The sequence below is a fragment of the Paracoccus sp. (in: a-proteobacteria) genome, from assembly GCF_030536915.1.
In the GTDB taxonomy this organism is placed as follows: domain Bacteria; phylum Pseudomonadota; class Alphaproteobacteria; order Rhodobacterales; family Rhodobacteraceae; genus Paracoccus.
The window spans coordinates 22,444-40,110 of record NZ_JAUNPC010000023.1 but is presented as its reverse complement, the minus strand read 5'-3'; the positions used below and the strand labels follow the sequence as shown (position 1 = coordinate 40,110).

Here is a 17,667-nt window from a genome sequence, read left to right as displayed (position 1 = left end):
AGGACCTCTATGACCTGCCGCCCGAGGAACTGGCCGAGATCCCGACCGTCTGCGGCAGCTTGCGCGAGGCGCTGGAGGAGCTGGAGAAGGACATGGACTTCCTGCTGGCGGGCGACGTCTTCACCCGCGACCAGCTTGAAAGCTACATCCGGCTCAAGTGGGAAGAGGTCTATGCCTTCGAGCACACCCCCCACCCCATCGAATACGCGATGTATTACAGCTGCTGATCCCACGCGGATCGGCTGCAAAGGGTGCCCCTCGCGGGCGCCCTTTTCCGTTGCCCGGCGCCCTTCTCAACAAACTTCAGCGGAACAGCCCCGCCCCCGCCGCCGTTCGGCTGGCGCAACAGTTGGAGGCTTTCATGCGCGCGATCACCTATCAGGGCACCGGCAAGGTCCAGGTGGACAACGTGGACGACCCGACCATCGAGGACCAGGGCGACATCGTCCTCAAGGTCACCTCGACCGCCATCTGCGGGTCCGACCTGCATCTCTACGACGGCTTCATCCCCGAGATGCGGAAAGGCGACGTCCTCGGCCACGAGTTCATGGGCGAGATCGTCGCCGTGGGTTCCGGCGTGACCAGGTTCAAGCAGGGCGACCGTGTGCTGGTGCCCTTCAACATCGCCTGCGGCAAATGCGACTTCTGCCGCGTCGATGCCTTCTCGCTCTGCGACAACACCAACCCGGACCACGAGAAGGTCGAGCCGCTCTATGGTCAGTCGCCCGGGGGGATGTTCGGCTATTCGCACCTGTTCGGCGGCTATGCCGGGGGTCAGGCGGAATATGTGCGCGTGCCCCATGCCGACGTGGGGCTGGTCGCGGTCCCCGAAAGCCTGCCCGACGAGAAGGTGCTGTTCCTGACCGACATCTTCCCGACCGGCTATCAGGCGGTGGAACAGGTCGGCACTGGCCCCGGCGACATGGTCGCGGTCTGGGGCGCAGGCCCCGTAGGGCAGTTCGCCATCCGCTCGGCCTTCCTGCTGGGCGCCGAGCGGGTCTTTGCGCTCGATTTTGAGGAAGGGCGGCTGGAGCTTGCCCGGCAGGCAGGGGCCGAGACGATCAACCTCTCGAAAGAGGACAGCTACGAGCGGCTGCTGGACCTGACCGGGGGCAAGCTGCCCAACCGCTGCATCGACGCGGTGGGGCTGGAAGCGCATGGCGCGTCCGTCATCGGCAACATCTACGACAAGGCCAAGACGGCGCTGATGATGGAAACCGACCGGCCGAACGCCCTGCGCGACGCGATCATGTGCTGCCGCAAGGGCGGCGCGGTCTCGATTCCTGGCGTTTACGCGGGCTTCGTCGACAAGTTCCCCATCGGCGCGGCCTTCGGCAAGGGACTGATGCTGCGCGGCGGCCAGACCCACACCCGCGCCTACATGGAGCGCCTGCTCAAGCGCATCGAGGCGGGCGAGATCGACCCCAGCACGATCATCAGCCATCGCGGCACGCTGGAGGACGGACCGGAGTTCTACAGGAACTTCCGCGACAACCGCTCCGAGTTCACCAAATGCGTGATGACGCCCTGATGGGCTGACCGGGGCCGGCCCGCGCGGCCGGCCCGATTCGGTTGCACTGGCGGCGCGGGGGGTTCTAAGAGGCGGGCGAGTTTTCACCCGGATGGAAGGCCCGCCATGATCCCCCGCTATTCCCGCCCCGAGATGGTGGCCATCTGGTCGCCCGAGACCAAGTTCCGCATCTGGTACGAGATCGAGGCCCATGCCTGCGACGCCCAGGCCGATCTGGGCGTGATCCCGCGCGAGAATGCCGAAGCCGTCTGGAGGGCGAAGGACGTCCAGTTCGACGTGGCCCGCATCGACGAGATCGAGGCGGTGACCAAGCACGACGTCATCGCCTTCCTGACGCATCTGGCGGAACACATCGGCGCCGATGAGGCCCGCTTCGTCCACCAGGGCATGACCAGTTCGGACGTGCTGGACACCACGCTGAACGTCCAGCTTGTCCGCGCCGCCGACATCCTGCTGGCCGACATGGACCGGGTGCTCGCCGCGCTGAAGACCCGCGCCTTCGAGCACAAGGATACCGTCCGCATCGGCCGCAGCCACGGCATCCATGCCGAGCCCACGACGATGGGCCTGACCTTCGCCCGCTTCTACGCGGAAATGGCGCGCGGCCGCGAGCGGCTGGAACGCGCCCGCGAGGAGGTCGCGACCGGCGCGATCTCGGGCGCCGTCGGCACCTTCGCCAACATCGACCCGGCGATCGAGGAACATGTCTGCGCCAAGATGGGACTGCGCCCCGAGCCGATCTCGACGCAGGTGATCCCCCGCGACCGCCACGCGATGTTCTTCGCCACGCTGGGCGTCATCGCCAGTTCCATCGAGAACATCGCCATCGAGATCCGCCACATGCAGCGGACCGAGGTGCTTGAGGCCGAGGAATATTTCTCGCCGGGCCAGAAGGGCTCGTCCGCAATGCCTCACAAGCGCAACCCGGTGCTGACCGAGAACCTGACAGGGCTGGCGCGCCTTGTCCGCATGGCCGTGATCCCGGCGATGGAGAACGTGGCGCTGTGGCACGAACGCGACATCAGCCATTCCTCGGTCGAACGCGCCATCGGGCCGGATGCGACGATCACGCTGGATTTCGCGCTGAACCGGCTTGCGGGGGTGATCGAGAAGCTGGTGATCTACCCCGAGAACATGCTGAAGAACATGAACAAGTTCAAAGGGCTTGTCATGTCCCAGCGCGTGCTGCTGGCGCTGACGCAGGCGGGCGTATCGCGCGAGGACGCCTACCGCCTGGTCCAGCGCAACGCCATGAAGGTCTGGGAACAGGGCGCCGACTTCCGCGAGGAACTGCTGGCCGACCCCGAGGTGACGGCAGCCCTGTCGCCTGCCGCCATCGAGGAAAAGTTCGACCTCGGCTATCACACCAAGCACGTGGACACGATCTTCCGCCGGGTCTTCGGGGCGGCGTGAAGCCGTTAACCTGAGGTTAAGGCCCGTCTGCGAGACTGCCCCCGAGGTCTGATTCACGGGGGCGGACATGCTGAGGGCAGTGCCGGGGCTTTCGCCCCGGCAGAAGGCGGCGGTGGTGGTCCGGGTGATGCTCGCGGACGGGGCGGATCTCGACCTGTCCCGCTTGCCCCCCGAGTTGCAGGCGGCGCTGGCGCAGGAAATGGCGGGGATGGAGCTTGTCGACCGCGACACCTGCGACCGGGTGATCGCCGAGTTCTGCGACCAGTTGGAAGCGGTGGGCGTGACCTTCCCCGGGTCCATCGACGGCACGCTCGATATCATCGGCGCGCATCTGTCGGCCGACACCAACAGCCGGCTGCGGCGGATCGCGGCGCTGAACGGCTCGGCCGACCCTTGGGACCGGATCGCGGTGCTGCCGCCCGCGCAGCTTGCGGAACTCGCGCGGACCGAGGCCGTCGAGGTCGCGGCGGTGATGTTCACCCGCCTGCCCATCGCCCGCGCGTCCGAGGTCTTCGGGCTGCTCGACCCCGCGCTTGCCCGCCAGATCGCCTATGCGATGTCGCTGACCGCCGGGATCGAGGCGCCCGCGCTGCGGCGGATCGGGCTTGCGCTGATGCGCGCCGTGGACGCCCTGCCCCGGCCCGCAATCGAGGGGCTGCCGGTCGAAAAGGTCGGCGCGATCCTCAACTTCGCGCCTGCGCCGACGCGGGACGCGGTGCTGGCGGGACTGGACCAGGACGACGCCGATTTCGCGGGCCGCGTCCGCAGGACCATCTTCACCTGGGCCACCATCCCCCGCCGCATCGACCCCCGCGACATTCCCCGCGTCATCCGCGAGGTCGATGCCGCCACCATCGCCAAGGCCCTCGCCGGCGCCACCGGCGAGAATGCCGCAACGGTGGAGTTCCTGCTGTCCGGCCTCAGCACCCGGCTGGCCGACAGCATGCGGGAGGAGATGGAAGGCGAGGGCAAGGTCACGACCCGCGACGCCGACGAGGCGATGAGCGCCGTCGTCGCCGCGATCCGGCGGATGGAACAGGCCGGAGAGCTGTTCCTGATCGTCGAGGAGGACGAGGACACCGGCGCGTGACGGCACCCGGCAGGGTGCGGAAGGGCGGTGCGCGGATCAGCCGCCGGCTTGCAGGGCAGCGGGCGGCCCGACTATGACGCGCGCAGGACGTGTTCGGGGGCAGAGCCATGACCAACAGCATTGCGCTGGTGCTTGCGCTGATCGTTGTCGGGTTCTTCGTTCTCGACACGGCGGTGCTGCACTGGAACCTGCCGCTGCTGGTCGGGCGGCAGATGCTGTCGCTGATCGAATGGGTCAGCTTCTGGCGCTGACCGGCCGCTTTCCCCGCCGGCGCGGGCCGCCGCCCCCTTCGACTGATTGCATTTCCCCGCAATCTTGGGCATTGCGTCCCCGCGCAGTCAGCGGTTGGAGGTATTCATGGCAGTCAAGGTAGCGATCAACGGCTTCGGCCGGATCGGTCGGAACGTGTTGCGGGCGATCATCGAGTCGGGCCGCACCGATATCGAGGTCGTGGCCATCAACGATCTGGGCCCTGTCGAAACGAACGCGCATCTGCTGCGCTACGATTCCGTCCATGGCCGCTTCCCGGCGCAGGTGACGACCACCGCGGACAGCATCGACGTGGGCCGCGGCCCGATCCGCGTCACCGCCGAGCGTGACCCGGCCAAGCTGCCGTGGCAGGACGTGGACGTGGCGCTGGAATGCACCGGCATCTTCACCGACGGCCAGAAGGCCGCGATCCACCTGCAGAACGGCTCGAAGCGCGTTCTGGTCTCGGCCCCCGTGTCGGGCGAATGGTCCACCGACCGCAAGCTCAAGACCATCGTCTATGGCGTGAACCACGACACGCTGGAAGCGGGCGACCACGTCGTCTCGAACGCTTCCTGCACCACGAACTGCCTTGCGCCCGTGGCCTATGTGCTGAACGAGGCGGTGGGCATCACCCGCGGCTTCATGACCACGATCCACAGCTATACCGGCGACCAGCCGACGCTGGACACGATGCACAAGGATCTTTACCGCGCCCGCGCCGCGGCGCTGTCGATGATCCCGACCTCGACCGGCGCGGCCAAGGCCGTCGGCCTCGTGCTGCCGGACCTCAAGGGCAAGCTGGACGGCGTGGCGATCCGGGTGCCGACACCCAACGTCTCGGTCGTGGACCTGACCTTCGAGGCCGCCCGCGACACCTCGGTCGAGGAAATCAACGCGGCGATCAAGTCGGCTGCCGACGGCAAGCTCAAGGGCGTGCTGGGCTATACCGAGGAGCCGCTGGTCTCGATCGACTTCAACCACAACCCCCATTCCTCGGTCTTCCACATGGACCAGACCAAGGTGATGGAAGGCAAGCTGGTCCGCATCCTGTCCTGGTACGACAACGAATGGGGCTTCTCGAACCGCATGTCGGACACGGCGGTGGCGATCGGCAAGCTGATCTGAGCCCCTGCGCCCCCTGAACGACGAAGGCCCGGCGATTGCCGGGCCTTTTCGCTGTCCGCCGCCTCAGCGCCGGGTGCCGAGCCGCTTGGCATTGGCCCGCGTCCGCCGCCCGTAGGGCTTCAGCGCCGCCGCGAGGATCTGGTCGGCACGCGCGCCCCGTGCGGCCGAGCGGAAGGCCGCGCCGAAGGATTCCCGCACCGCGTCGGTCTTTTCCGAGACCATCAGCGTGTTCTCGTTCTTGCCATGGGGCAGCAGGCCCAGCATCCCTGCGGTGCGCAGGGTCATGACGAACTGCGCCTCGATCCCCATCCGCATCATGTCGCCCCAGAGTTTCACCGAAGGCACAAGCGGGCCAAGCATCATGTTCATCAAAGAGATCCTTTCGAATTGATCTGCGTCATTGCTGCCGAAACTGAGGGACGATGGTCATACACGCCACTCAGCCTTTTGGACAGGGCACCGGACGGGCGCAGTCCGACCGCTGGCTAACGCGATATGGTTCGTTATAGATGCAGGTCATGAACAACTTATTGCGACTTCGCCGCCCCGACGACTGGCACCTGCACCTGCGCGACCATCAAATGCTGGCTGCGGTGGCCCCCTGGTCGGCCGATCTGGGGCGTGCGATCATCATGCCGAACCTTGTTCCGCCGATAGTTACGGGGTCCGAGGCGGCGGCCTATCGCGACCGCATCAGGGCCGCGCTGCCGGAAAACGCGACGTTGCGTCCGTTGATGACGCTTTACCTCACCGAGACCACCGATCCGGCCGATGTGGTGGCCGCGCAGGCGCAGGGAATCATCTCGGCGGTCAAGCTTTACCCGGCGGGCGCGACCACCAACTCGGCCAGCGGCGTGCGCGATTTCGACCGCGTGCGGCCCGTCTTCGAGGCTATGGCCGAGGCCGGCATCCCCCTTTGCGTCCATGGCGAGGTGACGGACCCCGCCGTGGACATCTTCGACCGCGAGGCTGTCTTCATCGACCGGGTGCTGGACCCGATCCGCCGCGCCACTCCCGGCCTTCGGGTGGTGATGGAGCATGTGACGACCCGCGACGGCGTGGACTACGTCCGCGCAGGCGGCGACATCGGCGCGACGATCACGACGCATCACCTCGTCATCAACCGCAACCACATCCTTTCGGGCGGCATCCGGCCGCATTACTACTGCCTGCCCGTCGCCAAGCGCGAATCGTACCGGCTGGCGCTGGTCGAGGCCGCGACCTCGGGCGACCCGCGCTTTTTCAGCGGCACCGACAGCGCGCCCCATCCCGACCGGGCCAAGGAAAGCGCCTGCGGTTGCGCGGGCTGCTTCACCGCGCCGAACTGGCTGTCGATCTGCGCCCATGTCTTCGAGGAAGCGGGCGCCTTGGACAAGCTGGAAGCCTTCACCAGCCTGAACGGTCCCGCATTCTACCGCCTGCCCCCGAACGATGACCATATCCGCCTTGTCCGCCGCGACGAACCTGCGATCTTCCCCGACCGCATCGAGGCGGGGGGCGAGACCGTGACCGTCTTCGACCCCGGCTTTCCCCTGTTCTGGCATATCGAGACCGACGCATGACCCTGACCTTCCCCACCCGCGAGGAGATCGCCCGCCTCTCGGCCCGGATGCTGCTGGAGATCGGGGCCGTGCATTTCTCGGCCGAGCCCTTCACCTATGCCTCGGGGCTGAAGGGGCCGACCTATATCGACTGCCGCAAGCTCATCTCATACCCCCGCATCCGGGGCACGCTGATGGATTTCATGGCGGCCACCGTCTGCCGCGACGCGGGCTTCGAGGCTTTCGACAACATCGCGGGCGGCGAGACGGCGGGCATCCCCTTCGCGGCGCTGGTCGCGGAACGGCTGGGCCTGCCCATGACCTATGTCCGCAAGAAGCCCAAGGGCTACGGCCGCAACGCCCGGATCGAGGGCGAGATGCGCGAAGGCCAGCGCGTGCTGCTGGTCGAGGACCTGACCACCGACGGCGGGTCCAAGCTGTCCTTTGTGGACGCCATCCGCGAGACGGGGGCGAGTTGCGCCCATACGGCGGTGATCTTCTACTACGGCATTTTCCCCGAGACGACGCGGCGTCTGACCGACCATGGTGTAATGCTGCATCACCTGTGCACCTGGTGGGACGTGCTGGCCGAGGCCAGGGAACAGGGGTCTTTCGACGCCGCAACCCTTTCGGAAGTCGAGGCTTTCCTGAACGACCCGCGCGGCTGGCAGGCGGCCCATCCCTGATTCGGGCACAGGTTTATCCACAAGTTCACCCCTTGTCCCGCGGTTATCCACAGACCTGCCCTCGTCCATGAAGGGCCGGATCGTGGACCCTTGGCCTCGGTCGTGAGATAGTCGGGCGCACCCGAGTCGAGGACATGAGATGAACGAGCTTCGCGCGCTCGCGCCCCGCCCCGTGGCGGCTGCCGAGGAGTCCGACACCCCCTCGGTGCCCTTCTCGATCGAGGCCGAGCAGCAGCTTCTGGGCGCGCTGCTGACCAACAACGACGTGTTCGATTCCATCACCCGCCTGATCCGCGCCGAGCATTTCTACGACCCCGTCCATCGCCGCATCTTCGAGCTGTGTTCCGAACGCATCGTGCGGAACGCGCTGGCAAGCCCGGTGACGATCAAGGCCTTCATGGAACATGACGCGGGGCTGAAGGAACTGGGCGGCCCCGCCTATCTCGCGCGTCTGGCAGGGGCGGCGGTGTCGTCCTACGCCGCGCGGGACTATGCCAAGATGATCCGCGAATTCGCCCTGCGCCGCGAATTGATCGCGCTGGGGCAGGAAATCTCGGCCCGCGCCGCGACCGTCGCCATCGACGACGACGCCGAGGAGCAGATCAAGACCGCCGAGCAGACGCTTTACAAGCTGGGCGAGCAGGGCGTGGCGGAACGCGGCTTCCAGTCCTTCCTGCAGGCCGTGACGGGCGCCGTGGAGACTGCAAACGCCGCCTATCAGCGCGGGGGTAAGCTTTCGGGGATTTCGACCGGGCTGACCGACCTCGACGCCAAGCTGGGGGGCCTCAACAAGTCGGACCTGCTGATCCTTGCGGGGCGTCCCTCGATGGGAAAGACCTCGCTGGCGACCAACATCGCCTTCAACGTCGCCAGGGCGCACCGCATGGGCGACCTGCCCGATGGCAGCAGGGGCACGGTGGACGGGGGCGTCGTCGGTTTCTTCTCGCTGGAGATGTCGGCCGAGCAGTTGGCGGCGCGGATTCTGTCCGAAGCCTCGGAAGTCCCCAGCGAGATGATCCGCCGGGGCGAGCTTTCCGAGGAGGAGTTCCGCCGCTTCGTGGAAGCCGCCCATGCGCTGCAGAACTGCCCGCTTTATATCGACGACACGCCTGCCCTGCCCATCAACCAGTTGGCCGCCCGTGCCCGCAAGCTGAAGCGAACGATGGGGCTGGATGTGCTGATCGTGGACTACCTGCAGCTTCTGCGCGCGGCATCCGCCAAGGACAGCCGCGTGAACGAGGTGAGCGAGATCACCCAGGGGCTGAAGGCCATCGCCAAGGAACTGAACATCCCGGTGATCGCGCTGAGCCAGCTTTCCCGGCAGGTCGAAAGCCGCGAGGACAAGCGCCCGCAGCTTTCGGACCTGCGCGAATCCGGCTCGATCGAGCAGGACGCCGACATCGTCATGTTCGTCTTCCGCGAGGAATATTACCGCGAGCGCGAGAAGCCGTCCGACCACGACCTCGACAAGATGGCGGACTGGCAGAAGCTGATGGAGCAGGTCCACGGCAAGGCCGAGGTCATCATCGGCAAGCAGCGCCACGGGCCGATCGGCACGGTGGAACTGAGCTTCGAGGGCCGCTTCACCCGCTTCGGCAACCTCGCGCGGAACCACGTCCAGCAATGGGGCTGAGCGTCCCGGCCGTCACCATCGGCCTGCTGATCGCGTCCAACCTGTTCATGACGCTGGCCTGGTACGGCCATCTCAAGTTCAAGACGGCCCCGCTGGTCATGGTGATCCTGGTCAGCTGGGGCATCGCCTTCTTCGAATATGTGCTGCAGGTGCCCGCGAACCGCATCGGCCACGGGCATTTCAGCGCGGCGCAGTTGAAGACCATCCAGGAGGTCATCAGCCTGACCGTCTTCGCGGGCTTCTCGTGGCTTTACCTCGGTGAGCGGCTGGGATGGCAGCACGCCGTCGGCTTCGGGCTGATCTGCGCAGGGGCCTGGTTCGTGTTCCACGACTGGGGATGAGGCGAGCGGTGCGTGCAGAACACGCACCCTGCGGGCCGTGCACCCGATGCACGAGCGATGCACAGGTCGTGCACGGCCGATCTGAACGCCGCCCTGCATTTCCGTTTGCAAAACCGCCAGGGTTTTGCAAAGGGCGCGGCAGGAGGGATCGATGGCCAGTCACAAGATCTATGCCGGCGCCTCGCTGCGCGAGACGCGCAACCGCCACGGGCTGACGCAGCGGGTCTTTGCCGACCGGCTGGGTGTCTCGCTGCCCTATCTCAGCCAGATGGAGAACAACCACCGTCCGATTTCCGCGGGCGTGCTGCTGCGGCTGGCCTCCGAGTTCTCGGTGGACGTGGGCGCGCTGGCGGCGGGGGACGCCGACCGGATGGTGGTCGATCTGGCCGAGGCGCTGGCCGATCCGCTGTTCGCCGCGACCCCGACGCTGGCCGACATGCGGCTGGCCGCGTCCAACACGCCGGGGCTGGTGCGGGCCTTTCTGGACCTTTATCGCGCCCATCGCGCAGGCCAGGACCGGCTGGCGGCGCTGGACGAGGCTTTCGGACCCACTGGCCGGAACGCGCTCACCTCGCCATGGGAGGAGGTGCGCGACTTCTTCCATTACTGCGACAATTACATCGACGCCGTGGACCGCGCCGCCGAACGCTTCGCCTGTCCCGAGGGACGGCGCGCCCCGCCGATGGACCGCGCGCTGGCCGCGCTGGGCCAGCGGGGGATCAGCGTCCGCGCGGCCGAGCTTGCGCCGGGATCGGTCTTCCGCCGGGATGGCGAGGTGGTCACGCTGAACACGCTGGCCGATCCCGCGACGCAGGTGTTCCAGTTGCTGAACCTCGTCGCGCGGGAAACGCGGGGGGACCTGCTGGACGCGACCTTGGACCTTGCGCGGTTCCGCAGCAATGCCGCCCGCGACATCGCCCGGCTGGGGCTGGCCAATTATTTCGCCGGGGCGGCGCTGCTGCCTTACCGCGGCTTCCTGTCGGCGGCACGGGCGGAACGGCACGATCTGGAACGGCTGTCGCATCTCTTCAGCGCCTCGCTGGAACAGGTGGCGCACCGGCTGTCCACCCTGCAGCGGGCGGGGGAACGCGGCATCCCCTTTTTCTTCGTCCGGGTCGATCAGGCAGGCACCATCACCAAGCGCCATTCCGCCACGCGCCTGCAATTCGCCCGCTTCGGCGGCGCCTGTCCCTTGTGGAACGTGCATCGCGCCTTCGAGACTCCGGGCCGGTTCCTGCGGCAACTGGCGCAGACGCCGGACGGGGTGCGTTACCTCTGCCTCTCGCGCGAGGTGGCCAAGCCCGGCGGGTCCTTCCGCGCGCCCGTCCGGCGCTTTGCCATCTGTCTCGGCTGCGAGATCACCCATGCGCGCGACCTGACCTATGCCGACGATCTCGATGTCGCGAACCCCGCGGGATATGAGCAGATCGGCGTCAGTTGCCGCATCTGCCCCCGGCAGGACTGCCACCAGCGGTCTGTCCCGGCCATCGACCGCGAGGTGACGATTCCCGAGGACCGCACCGGTCCCCTGCCCTATGCCATGGCCTGAAAGGGCAAGACACAAGTGGTCGCGCCGCCGTGATTGGGCGGAAAGATTCCACCGGAGCGGCTTTGCTGCGCGGGCTTCCGCCGACCTTTCTTCAAAGATTTCGTGAAGCGTTGCAGGTCTGCCACGGTTTCCGCTAGCAAGCCGCAACCGCGAGGCGACCGCCTCGGCCTTCACGAATGGATAACCCCCATGACGCGACCGGCTGTTGACCGTCCCGCAACCATTGCCCCTGTTTTCCCTGCACGCCGCCCGCTGGTGCGGCGGATCGGCACGGTGGTGGTGGTCGGATGGGCCGCTGCCGCAAGCTCGATCCTGGCGCTGGACGCCATGGGCGGGACCGCGCCGCGCAGCGCATCCGCGGCGATGGAACAGCAGCTTCAGCAGCTTGCCGCCGAGCGCGACACCCGCGCCGCCGAGGCCGCCGCCGCGCAAAGCCGCTTCACCGCGGCGCTGGACCAGATCTCGGCCATGCAGTCGCACCTGCTGGCATCCGAGGAAAAGCGGCGCGAGCTGGAAAGCGGCATCGGCGCGATCCAGGCCGCGCTGCATGACATGCAGGCGGAAACCGAGGCGGCGCGCCGCCAGCTTGCCGCGGCCGAGCGGCCGGATGCCCTGCCGCGGGCCGCCGAGATGTCGGTGGCGCTGGAGGCGCTGTCGAGCGAACTGTCGGCCACCGCCGCCGAAAAGACCGCGGCCAGCCTGCGCGCCGAGGCGGCCGTCCGCACCGCCGAGGCCATGGCGGTCGAGCGCGATGCCATGCTGAAGCGCAACGAGGAAATCTTTGCCCAGCTTGAAGAAGCCGTCGAGATGTCGGTCAAGCCCCTGGACGAGATGTTCGAGCAGGTGGGCGTGGACAGCGACCGTCTGCTGGCCACCGTGCGCGAGGGCTATGAGGGCACCGGCGGGCCGCTGACGCCGATGGGCTATTCCTCGCGCGGCAATGCCGCCATCACCGAATCCGAGGCGCGGGCGACCGAGGTCATGGTCTCGCTGGGCAAGGTCAAGGATTACAAGATCGCCGTCAGCAAGCTGCCGCTGGCGATGCCGGTCAAGTCGGCCTTCCGCTTCACCTCGGGCTTCGGGCCGCGCTGGGGCCGCCAGCACCAGGGGCTGGACCTTGCCGGTCCCGTGGGCACCCCGATCTTTTCCACCGCCGACGGGGTCGTGACCTTTGCCGGCTGGCAGCGCGGCTATGGCAACCTCATCAAGATCCAGCACGAGCTGGGGACCGAGACGCGCTATGGCCACCTGTCCAAGATCCGGGTGAAGGCGGGCCAGAAGGTCTCGCGCAACAGCCTGATCGGTGATATGGGCAACACCGGCCGCTCGACCGGACCGCATCTGCACTATGAAGTGCGCGTGGACGGGAAGGCCGTGAATCCCATGAGCTTCATCAAGGCCGCACAGAATGTTTTCTAAGACCCGCGTCACCGACCCCGGCCCCCGTGCCCAATCCCAAGAATCGGAAATGAACCGGCCCGCCATGGACATGAAACCCGACTTTCCCCCGCCCGCCGCGATGCGCACCCGGTCGGGGCCGTCGGTCCTGTCCAGCGACCTGACCGTCAAGGGCAACATCACCACCCAGGGCGACGCCCAGATCGAGGGCACGGTGGAGGGCGACATCCGCGCCCACCAGCTGACGGTCGGCGAAAGCGCCACCATCCGGGGCGAGATCGTCGCCGACGAGATCATCGTGAACGGCCGGGTCGTGGGCCGGGTCCGCGGCCTCAAGGTCCGGCTGTCGGCGACCGCGCGGGTGGAAGGCGACATCGTCCACAAGACCATCGCCATCGAATCGGGCGCGCATTTCGAGGGCTCGGTCCAGCGGCAGGAAGACCCGCTGGGCAACGGCATCACGCCGAAGCTGGCGCCGCCCGTGTCGGCCGACATGGACGCCTGATCGTTCCTTGGATTCGAGATGACGGGCGCCCTTGCGGCGCCCGTTGTTGTTTCAGTCCCAGTCCTCGGGCGGCAGCAGGTGGCGGTACATGTGCCAGCTTGCGTGGCCCAGCACCGGCAGGGCGATGAAAAGCCCCAGGAACAGCGGCAGGATTCCCGCAAACAGGATCGCCGCGATCGTGACCGCCCAGGCCAGCATCACCAGCGGGTTCGCCGTCACCGCGTCGAAGCTGGCGATGATGGCGCTGACGAGGTCCACCTCGCGGTCGAGGATCAGGGGCAGCCCGCCCACGGTCATGCCGAACAGCGCGGCGGCAAAGCCCGCGCCGATCACCGTGCCCAGCGCCAGCATCGTCAGCCCGCGCGGCTGCAGCAGCAGTTCGGGCGAATTCGAGATGTTGGTCAGCGACTGGATGCCCATGAAGACGGCGAAGATCGTATGGGCGACGAAGACCCAGAACATGAACATCAAGAGGATCGCCATCGCCATCGACGGCACCTGCCGGTCCTTCTGGGCGAAGACCACGCCCAGCACGCCCGCCCAGTCCAGCGCCTCGCCGGATTCGAGCCTGCGGCTGACCTCGTAGAGACCCACGGCCGCGAAGGGGGCGAGCAGGGGAAAGCCCACGATGAAGGGCATCAGCCACCATTCCTGCCCCGAGGCGGCGGCCACCGCCGTCAGGACCAGCCCGCCCAGCACGTAGAAGGCGGCGAAGAACAGCCCGAAGCCGGGGGCGCGGCGGAAATCCGACCAGCCCGCCTTCAGCGAATCGATGATCGCGTCGAAGCCGATCAGCGCGGGTTCGGGAATCCTGTCCGCCGCGATGTCGGCCCGCAGCGAGGCCGGGCTGTAGGGGGTGGACCGTTCGTCATGCGCCGTCAGGCGGGTGAAGTTCGTCCGCCGCACCTTGTTCGGGCCGGGCGCGGGATCGGGCGCCGGGTCGGGCATCGGCGGGCGGGTGGGATCGGGAATCGGGCGGGGCGGACGCGGATCGCTCATCCCGCGGTCTTTCCGTGGCCGCTGGGCGCATAGCGGTCCCGCAGCGCCCGGTTGATCGCCGGCGGCACGAACTTGGACACGTCCCCGCCCAGCCGGGCGATTTCCTTCACCAGCTTGGACGCGATCGCCTGCCGCCGCGCGTCGGCCATCAGGAACACCGTTTCCACGCTGGCATCGAGCGCCCGGTTCATGCCGACCATCTGGAACTCGTACTCGAAATCCGCGACCGCCCGCAGGCCGCGCACGATCACGCTGGCGCCCACGTCGCGGGCGCAGTCGATCAGCAGGTTCTCGAAGGGGTGGACGACGATCTCGATGCCGGTCGTGCGGGCAATCGGCTCGCATTCGGCCTCGACCATCGCCACGCGCTCTTCCAGCGGGAACAGCGGTCCCTTGTCGCGATTGATGGCGACGCCGATCACCAGCCGGTCCACCAAGGTGGCAGCCCGCTGGATGATGTCCACATGGCCGAGCGTGATCGGGTCGAAGGTGCCGGGGTAAAGGCCGATCCGCATGGGGCTGCTCCGTTCACGGTTCCGTCAGGACGGAAAACGTCAAACCTCGGCGCTTTGCAAGCGGCAAGGGCGCTCAGTTGCCCATGATCATGCCGGTCAGCGCCTCTTTTTCGGCGTTGAGTTCCTTGAGCCGGCCGAAGACCACGTCGCCGATGGACACCACGCCCAGCATCTCGCCCTTGTCGTCCAGCACCGGCAGGTGGCGGAAGCGGCCCTTGGTCATCCGGTCCAGCAGTTCCAGCGCGTCGTCGCCGCAGACGCAGGTCATGACCTTGCTGGTCATCAGCTCGCTTGTCTTGCGGTCCAGCACCTCGGGGCCGGAACGGCCCAGTTCGCGCACGATGTCGCGTTCCGACAGGATGCCCTGGGCCGTGCGCCCGTCCGAGGACACGACCACCGCGCCGATGCGGCGTTCCGACAGCAGCCGCGCGGCCTCGCCCACGGTCGAATCGGGACGGACCGTCACGATTTCCTCCGGTCCGGCTTTCATGGCGAGGATCTGCTTGACGATCATGGCGGGCACCTTCGCATTCGTTTCACCACCCAGCGTTGCCGCGCAGGATCGTTTCGTCAACCCTGCGCTTGGACTGAGGCTTCCAGCCGCGCGATCTCGCGCCTCAGGCCGGTCGCCACCGCCTCGGCCAGCCGGTTCAGCCGGTCCGAGCGGCGGTCGTCGGCAGGGCGCAGCAGCCAGAAGGACCGGGTCAGCGAAATCTCGTCAACCAGCAGCCGCCGCACGCCGGGCACAAAGGGGATGGCGAAGTCGTGGACGATCCCCAGGCCCGCGCCCACCCGGATCGCCTGCAACTGCACACTGACCGAGTTCGAGGACAGCGCCACCTGGTCCGCCCCGGTTTCGGACAGGTAGTCCAGTTCGCGGTCGAAGATCATGTCGGGGATATAGCCGATCATCCGGTGGCCTTTCAGATCGGCGCGGCTGCGGATCGGCGGGTGGCGGTCGAGGTAGTCGGCGTGTCCCGCCAGGTGCAGCTGGTAATCCGCGATCTTCTGGATCGCCGCCCTGCCCGTCTGTGGGCGGCTGACGGCGATGGCCATGTCGGCCTCGCGCCGGGAAAGGTTGAAGACGCGCGGCAGGGCGACGATCTGGATCTCCAGCCCCGGATGCTCGGCCATCAGCCGCGCGGCAAGCTGCGGCAGCAGGTAGTTGGCGCAGCCGTCGGGCGCGCCGATGCGCAACTGGCCGCCAAGGGTTCGCGTGAAGGATTCGGCCGCCGCCTGCGCCGCGGCCTCGGCGGCCTCGGCATGGGGGACCAGCGCCGCGCCCTCGGGCGTCGCGGCATAGCCTTGGGGGGTCTTGGCGAAGAGGACCCGGCCCAGCGCGGTTTCCAGCCGGGCGATGCGGCGGCCCACGGTCGAGGCGTCCATCCCCAGCCGCCGCCCGGCGCGGGACAGCGACTCCTCGCGCGCGACGGCAAGGAAGATGCGCAGGTCGTCCCAGTCCATCCCTGCAATCCTGCAAAACCGTTTGGCCGGATCGTCGCTTTACGCAGGCGTTTGTGCAAGGGTAGGCTGCCGCCGAAATCAAGGGAGAGCTTATGATGCGTTCCGTTCATCACTGGATCGACGGCCAGGAAGCGCCCGGCACGTCCGGCCGCACCGCCGATGTCTTCAACCCCGCCACCGGCGAGGTGCAGGCAAAGCTGGATCTCGCCACCAAGGCAGAGATGGATGACGCCATCGCCCGCGCCGCCGCAGCGCAGCCCGCCTGGGGCGCGACCAACCCCCAGCGCCGCGCGCGGGTGATGATGGAGATGGTGCGGCTTCTGAACCGCGACATGGACAAGCTGGCCGAGATGCTGTCGTCCGAGCATGGCAAGACCTTTCCCGACGCCAAGGGCGACATCCAGCGCGGCCTTGAGGTCATCGAGTTTTCCATCGGCGCCCCGCACCAGTTGAAGGGCGAGTTCATCGACGGCGCCGGTCCCGGCATCGACATGTATTCCATGCGCCAGCCGCTGGGCGTCGTGGCAGCCATCACGCCCTTCAACTTCCCCGCCATGATCCCGCTGTGGAAGCTGGGTCCGGCGCTTGCATCCGGCAACGCGGTGATCCTGAAGCCGTCGGAACGCGACCCGACCGTGCCCAACATGATCGCGGCGCTGTTCAAGGAAGCCGGGCTGCCCGACGGCGTGCTGCAGGTCGTCCATGGCGACAAGGAGGCCGTGGACGCGATCCTCGATTCCCCGATCATCCAGGCAGTGGGCTTCGTGGGCTCGACCCCCATCGCGCAGTACATCTATGAGCGCGCGGCCCAGACCGGCAAGCGGGCGCAGTGCTTCGGCGGCGCCAAGAACCACATGATCATCATGCCCGACGCCGACATGGACCAGGCGGCGGATGCGCTGGTCGGCGCGGGCTACGGTGCTGCGGGCGAGCGCTGCATGGCGATTTCCGTCGCGGTGCCGGTGGGCGAGGAAACCGCCGACCGGCTGATCGAGAAGCTGGTGCCTCGGATCGAGAAGCTGAAGGTCGGCCCTTGGACCGCCGGAAACGACGTGGATTACGGCCCGGTCGTGACCAAGGCCGCGAAGGAAAACATCCTGCGGCTGGTGGAAACCGGGGTTCAGCAGGGCGCGGAACTGGTCGTGGACGGCCGCGACTTCAGCCTGCAGGGCTATGAGGACGGCTTCTTCGTCGGCCCGCATCTGTTCGACCGGGTGACGCCCGACATGGACATCTACAAGACCGAGATCTTCGGGCCGGTGCTGTCCACCGTCCGCGCGGCTTCCTATGAGGAAGCGCTGAAGCTGGCGATGGACCACGAATACGGCAACGGCACCGCGATCTTCACCCGCGACGGGGACGCGGCCCGCGACTTCGCCAGCCGCTGCAACATCGGCATGGTGGGGATCAACGTCCCGATCCCGGTGCCGCTGGCCTATTTCACCTTCGGCGGCTGGAAGAAGTCGGGCTTCGGCGACCTCAACCAGCACGGGCCGGACGCCTTCCGCTTCTATACCCGCACCAAGACGGTGACGAGCCGCTGGCCTTCGGGGATCAAGGAAGGCGCGGCCTTCAACTTCAAGGCGATGGACTGACGGGACTGCCGGACCGGGGCGCTGCCCCAT

The 17,667-nt window shown here is 67.4% G+C and carries 18 protein-coding genes and 1 pseudogene; 14 read left to right on the top strand and 5 right to left on the bottom strand.

Going from position 1 to position 17,667, the window contains the following annotated elements; all coding sequences use genetic code 11:
* From glnA to gap, 6 genes and pseudogenes are all read left to right on the top strand, one after another.
* Positions 1 to 227, top strand: a pseudogene (gene glnA, locus Q4F04_RS06225) (glutamine synthetase); the annotation flags it as partial.
* A gap of 134 nt (positions 228 to 361) precedes the next feature.
* On the top strand, positions 362 to 1,531 hold the full coding sequence (locus Q4F04_RS06220) for a zinc-dependent alcohol dehydrogenase (protein ID WP_303368972.1): 1,170 nt from the start codon (positions 362 to 364) through the stop codon (positions 1,529 to 1,531).
* Positions 1,532 to 1,636: 105 nt separating this feature from the next.
* A complete protein-coding gene (gene purB, locus Q4F04_RS06215) occupies positions 1,637 to 2,944 on the top strand; it encodes an adenylosuccinate lyase (RefSeq protein ID WP_303368971.1) in 1,308 nt (435 codons plus the stop codon).
* A gap of 67 nt (positions 2,945 to 3,011) precedes the next feature.
* Positions 3,012 to 4,034: a flagellar motor switch protein FliG gene (locus tag Q4F04_RS06210; RefSeq protein WP_303368970.1), complete on the top strand. Its 1,023-nt coding sequence runs from the start codon at positions 3,012 to 3,014 to the stop codon at positions 4,032 to 4,034.
* A gap of 107 nt (positions 4,035 to 4,141) precedes the next feature.
* Positions 4,142 to 4,285, top strand: a complete 144-nt coding sequence (locus Q4F04_RS06205; protein ID WP_303368969.1) for a hypothetical protein — start codon at positions 4,142 to 4,144, stop codon at positions 4,283 to 4,285.
* 106 nt (positions 4,286 to 4,391) lie between these two features.
* Positions 4,392 to 5,411, top strand: coding sequence for a type I glyceraldehyde-3-phosphate dehydrogenase (gene gap / locus Q4F04_RS06200; protein WP_303368968.1), 1,020 nt, complete (start codon positions 4,392 to 4,394; stop codon positions 5,409 to 5,411).
* Positions 5,412 to 5,474: 63 nt separating this feature from the next.
* Here the strand turns inward: gap and Q4F04_RS06195 are convergent, their stop codons facing one another.
* Positions 5,475 to 5,780, bottom strand: coding sequence for an antibiotic ABC transporter (locus Q4F04_RS06195; RefSeq protein WP_303368967.1), 306 nt, complete (start codon positions 5,778 to 5,780; stop codon positions 5,475 to 5,477).
* A gap of 149 nt (positions 5,781 to 5,929) precedes the next feature.
* Between Q4F04_RS06195 and pyrC the strand changes: the two genes are divergently transcribed.
* The 7 genes from pyrC (at position 5,930) to Q4F04_RS06160 (ending at position 13,064) form a co-directional block, all read left to right on the top strand.
* On the top strand, positions 5,930 to 6,973 hold the full coding sequence (gene pyrC / locus Q4F04_RS06190) for a dihydroorotase (RefSeq protein ID WP_303368966.1): 1,044 nt from the start codon (positions 5,930 to 5,932) through the stop codon (positions 6,971 to 6,973).
* On the top strand, positions 6,970 to 7,638 hold the full coding sequence (locus Q4F04_RS06185; RefSeq protein ID WP_303368965.1) for an orotate phosphoribosyltransferase: 669 nt from the start codon (positions 6,970 to 6,972) through the stop codon (positions 7,636 to 7,638). Before pyrC ends, Q4F04_RS06185 begins: the two co-directional genes overlap by 4 nt.
* A 139-nt stretch (positions 7,639 to 7,777) precedes the next feature.
* Positions 7,778 to 9,271 carry a replicative DNA helicase gene (locus Q4F04_RS06180; protein ID WP_303368964.1) on the top strand — a complete coding sequence of 498 codons (1,494 nt, stop codon included), beginning with the start codon at positions 7,778 to 7,780 and terminating at the stop codon, positions 9,269 to 9,271.
* A complete protein-coding gene (locus Q4F04_RS06175) occupies positions 9,262 to 9,612 on the top strand; it encodes a DMT family protein (RefSeq protein WP_303368963.1) in 351 nt (116 codons plus the stop codon). Before Q4F04_RS06180 ends, Q4F04_RS06175 begins: the two co-directional genes overlap by 10 nt.
* 151 nt (positions 9,613 to 9,763) lie before the next feature.
* Positions 9,764 to 11,161 (top strand): short-chain fatty acyl-CoA regulator family protein, encoded by a 1,398-nt coding sequence (locus tag Q4F04_RS06170; protein ID WP_303368962.1) that lies wholly within the window; start codon positions 9,764 to 9,766, stop codon positions 11,159 to 11,161.
* Between the two features lie 189 nt (positions 11,162 to 11,350).
* Positions 11,351 to 12,580 (top strand): DUF5930 domain-containing protein, encoded by a 1,230-nt coding sequence (locus Q4F04_RS06165; protein ID WP_303368961.1) that lies wholly within the window; start codon positions 11,351 to 11,353, stop codon positions 12,578 to 12,580.
* Positions 12,570 to 13,064, top strand: coding sequence for a polymer-forming cytoskeletal protein (locus Q4F04_RS06160; RefSeq protein ID WP_303368960.1), 495 nt, complete (start codon positions 12,570 to 12,572; stop codon positions 13,062 to 13,064). The genes Q4F04_RS06165 and Q4F04_RS06160 overlap by 11 nt, the downstream gene beginning before the upstream one ends.
* Positions 13,065 to 13,115: 51 nt before the next feature.
* Here Q4F04_RS06160 and Q4F04_RS06155 read toward each other — a convergent pair whose 3' ends face one another.
* The 4 genes from Q4F04_RS06155 to Q4F04_RS06140 all read right to left on the bottom strand — a co-directional run bounded on the left by Q4F04_RS06155 (position 13,116) and on the right by Q4F04_RS06140 (position 16,042).
* Positions 13,116 to 14,063, bottom strand: coding sequence for a DUF2189 domain-containing protein (locus Q4F04_RS06155; RefSeq protein ID WP_303368959.1), 948 nt, complete (start codon positions 14,061 to 14,063; stop codon positions 13,116 to 13,118).
* On the bottom strand, positions 14,060 to 14,578 hold the full coding sequence (gene coaD, locus Q4F04_RS06150; protein ID WP_303368958.1) for a pantetheine-phosphate adenylyltransferase: 519 nt from the start codon (positions 14,576 to 14,578) through the stop codon (positions 14,060 to 14,062). The genes Q4F04_RS06155 and coaD overlap by 4 nt, the downstream gene beginning before the upstream one ends.
* A gap of 73 nt (positions 14,579 to 14,651) precedes the next feature.
* Positions 14,652 to 15,092, bottom strand: a complete 441-nt coding sequence (locus tag Q4F04_RS06145) for a CBS domain-containing protein (RefSeq protein WP_303368957.1) — start codon at positions 15,090 to 15,092, stop codon at positions 14,652 to 14,654.
* A gap of 56 nt (positions 15,093 to 15,148) precedes the next feature.
* On the bottom strand, positions 15,149 to 16,042 hold the full coding sequence (locus tag Q4F04_RS06140) for a LysR family transcriptional regulator (protein ID WP_303368956.1): 894 nt from the start codon (positions 16,040 to 16,042) through the stop codon (positions 15,149 to 15,151).
* Between the two features lie 95 nt (positions 16,043 to 16,137).
* Here Q4F04_RS06140 and Q4F04_RS06135 point away from each other — a divergent pair, with 95 nt between their 5' ends.
* The gene (locus Q4F04_RS06135) at positions 16,138 to 17,637 is read left to right on the top strand and encodes a CoA-acylating methylmalonate-semialdehyde dehydrogenase (RefSeq protein WP_303368973.1); all 1,500 of its coding nucleotides are present in this window, start codon (positions 16,138 to 16,140) and stop codon (positions 17,635 to 17,637) included.
* Positions 17,638 to 17,667 lie beyond the last annotated feature (30 nt).

Excerpts from the sequence above, each read along its gene's own strand:
- Q4F04_RS06220 (WP_303368972.1), top strand. The coding sequence starts at position 362 with ATGCGCGCGATCACCTATCAGGGCACCGGCAAGGTCCAGGTGGACAAC.
- purB (WP_303368971.1), top strand. The coding sequence starts at position 1,637 with ATGATCCCCCGCTATTCCCGCCCCGAGATGGTGGCCATCTGGTCGCCC.
- Q4F04_RS06210 (WP_303368970.1), top strand. The coding sequence starts at position 3,012 with ATGCTGAGGGCAGTGCCGGGGCTTTCGCCCCGGCAGAAGGCGGCGGTG.
- Q4F04_RS06205 (WP_303368969.1), top strand. The coding sequence starts at position 4,142 with ATGACCAACAGCATTGCGCTGGTGCTTGCGCTGATCGTTGTCGGGTTC.
- gap (WP_303368968.1), top strand. The coding sequence starts at position 4,392 with ATGGCAGTCAAGGTAGCGATCAACGGCTTCGGCCGGATCGGTCGGAAC.
- Q4F04_RS06195 (WP_303368967.1), bottom strand. The coding sequence starts at position 5,780 with ATGAACATGATGCTTGGCCCGCTTGTGCCTTCGGTGAAACTCTGGGGC.
- pyrC (WP_303368966.1), top strand. The coding sequence starts at position 5,930 with ATGAACAACTTATTGCGACTTCGCCGCCCCGACGACTGGCACCTGCAC.
- Q4F04_RS06185 (WP_303368965.1), top strand. The coding sequence starts at position 6,970 with ATGACCCTGACCTTCCCCACCCGCGAGGAGATCGCCCGCCTCTCGGCC.
- Q4F04_RS06180 (WP_303368964.1), top strand. The coding sequence starts at position 7,778 with ATGAACGAGCTTCGCGCGCTCGCGCCCCGCCCCGTGGCGGCTGCCGAG.
- Q4F04_RS06175 (WP_303368963.1), top strand. The coding sequence starts at position 9,262 with ATGGGGCTGAGCGTCCCGGCCGTCACCATCGGCCTGCTGATCGCGTCC.
- Q4F04_RS06170 (WP_303368962.1), top strand. The coding sequence starts at position 9,764 with ATGGCCAGTCACAAGATCTATGCCGGCGCCTCGCTGCGCGAGACGCGC.
- Q4F04_RS06165 (WP_303368961.1), top strand. The coding sequence starts at position 11,351 with ATGACGCGACCGGCTGTTGACCGTCCCGCAACCATTGCCCCTGTTTTC.
- Q4F04_RS06160 (WP_303368960.1), top strand. The coding sequence starts at position 12,570 with ATGTTTTCTAAGACCCGCGTCACCGACCCCGGCCCCCGTGCCCAATCC.
- Q4F04_RS06155 (WP_303368959.1), bottom strand. The coding sequence starts at position 14,063 with ATGAGCGATCCGCGTCCGCCCCGCCCGATTCCCGATCCCACCCGCCCG.
- coaD (WP_303368958.1), bottom strand. The coding sequence starts at position 14,578 with ATGCGGATCGGCCTTTACCCCGGCACCTTCGACCCGATCACGCTCGGC.
- Q4F04_RS06145 (WP_303368957.1), bottom strand. The coding sequence starts at position 15,092 with ATGATCGTCAAGCAGATCCTCGCCATGAAAGCCGGACCGGAGGAAATC.
- Q4F04_RS06140 (WP_303368956.1), bottom strand. The coding sequence starts at position 16,042 with ATGGACTGGGACGACCTGCGCATCTTCCTTGCCGTCGCGCGCGAGGAG.
- Q4F04_RS06135 (WP_303368973.1), top strand. The coding sequence starts at position 16,138 with ATGCGTTCCGTTCATCACTGGATCGACGGCCAGGAAGCGCCCGGCACG.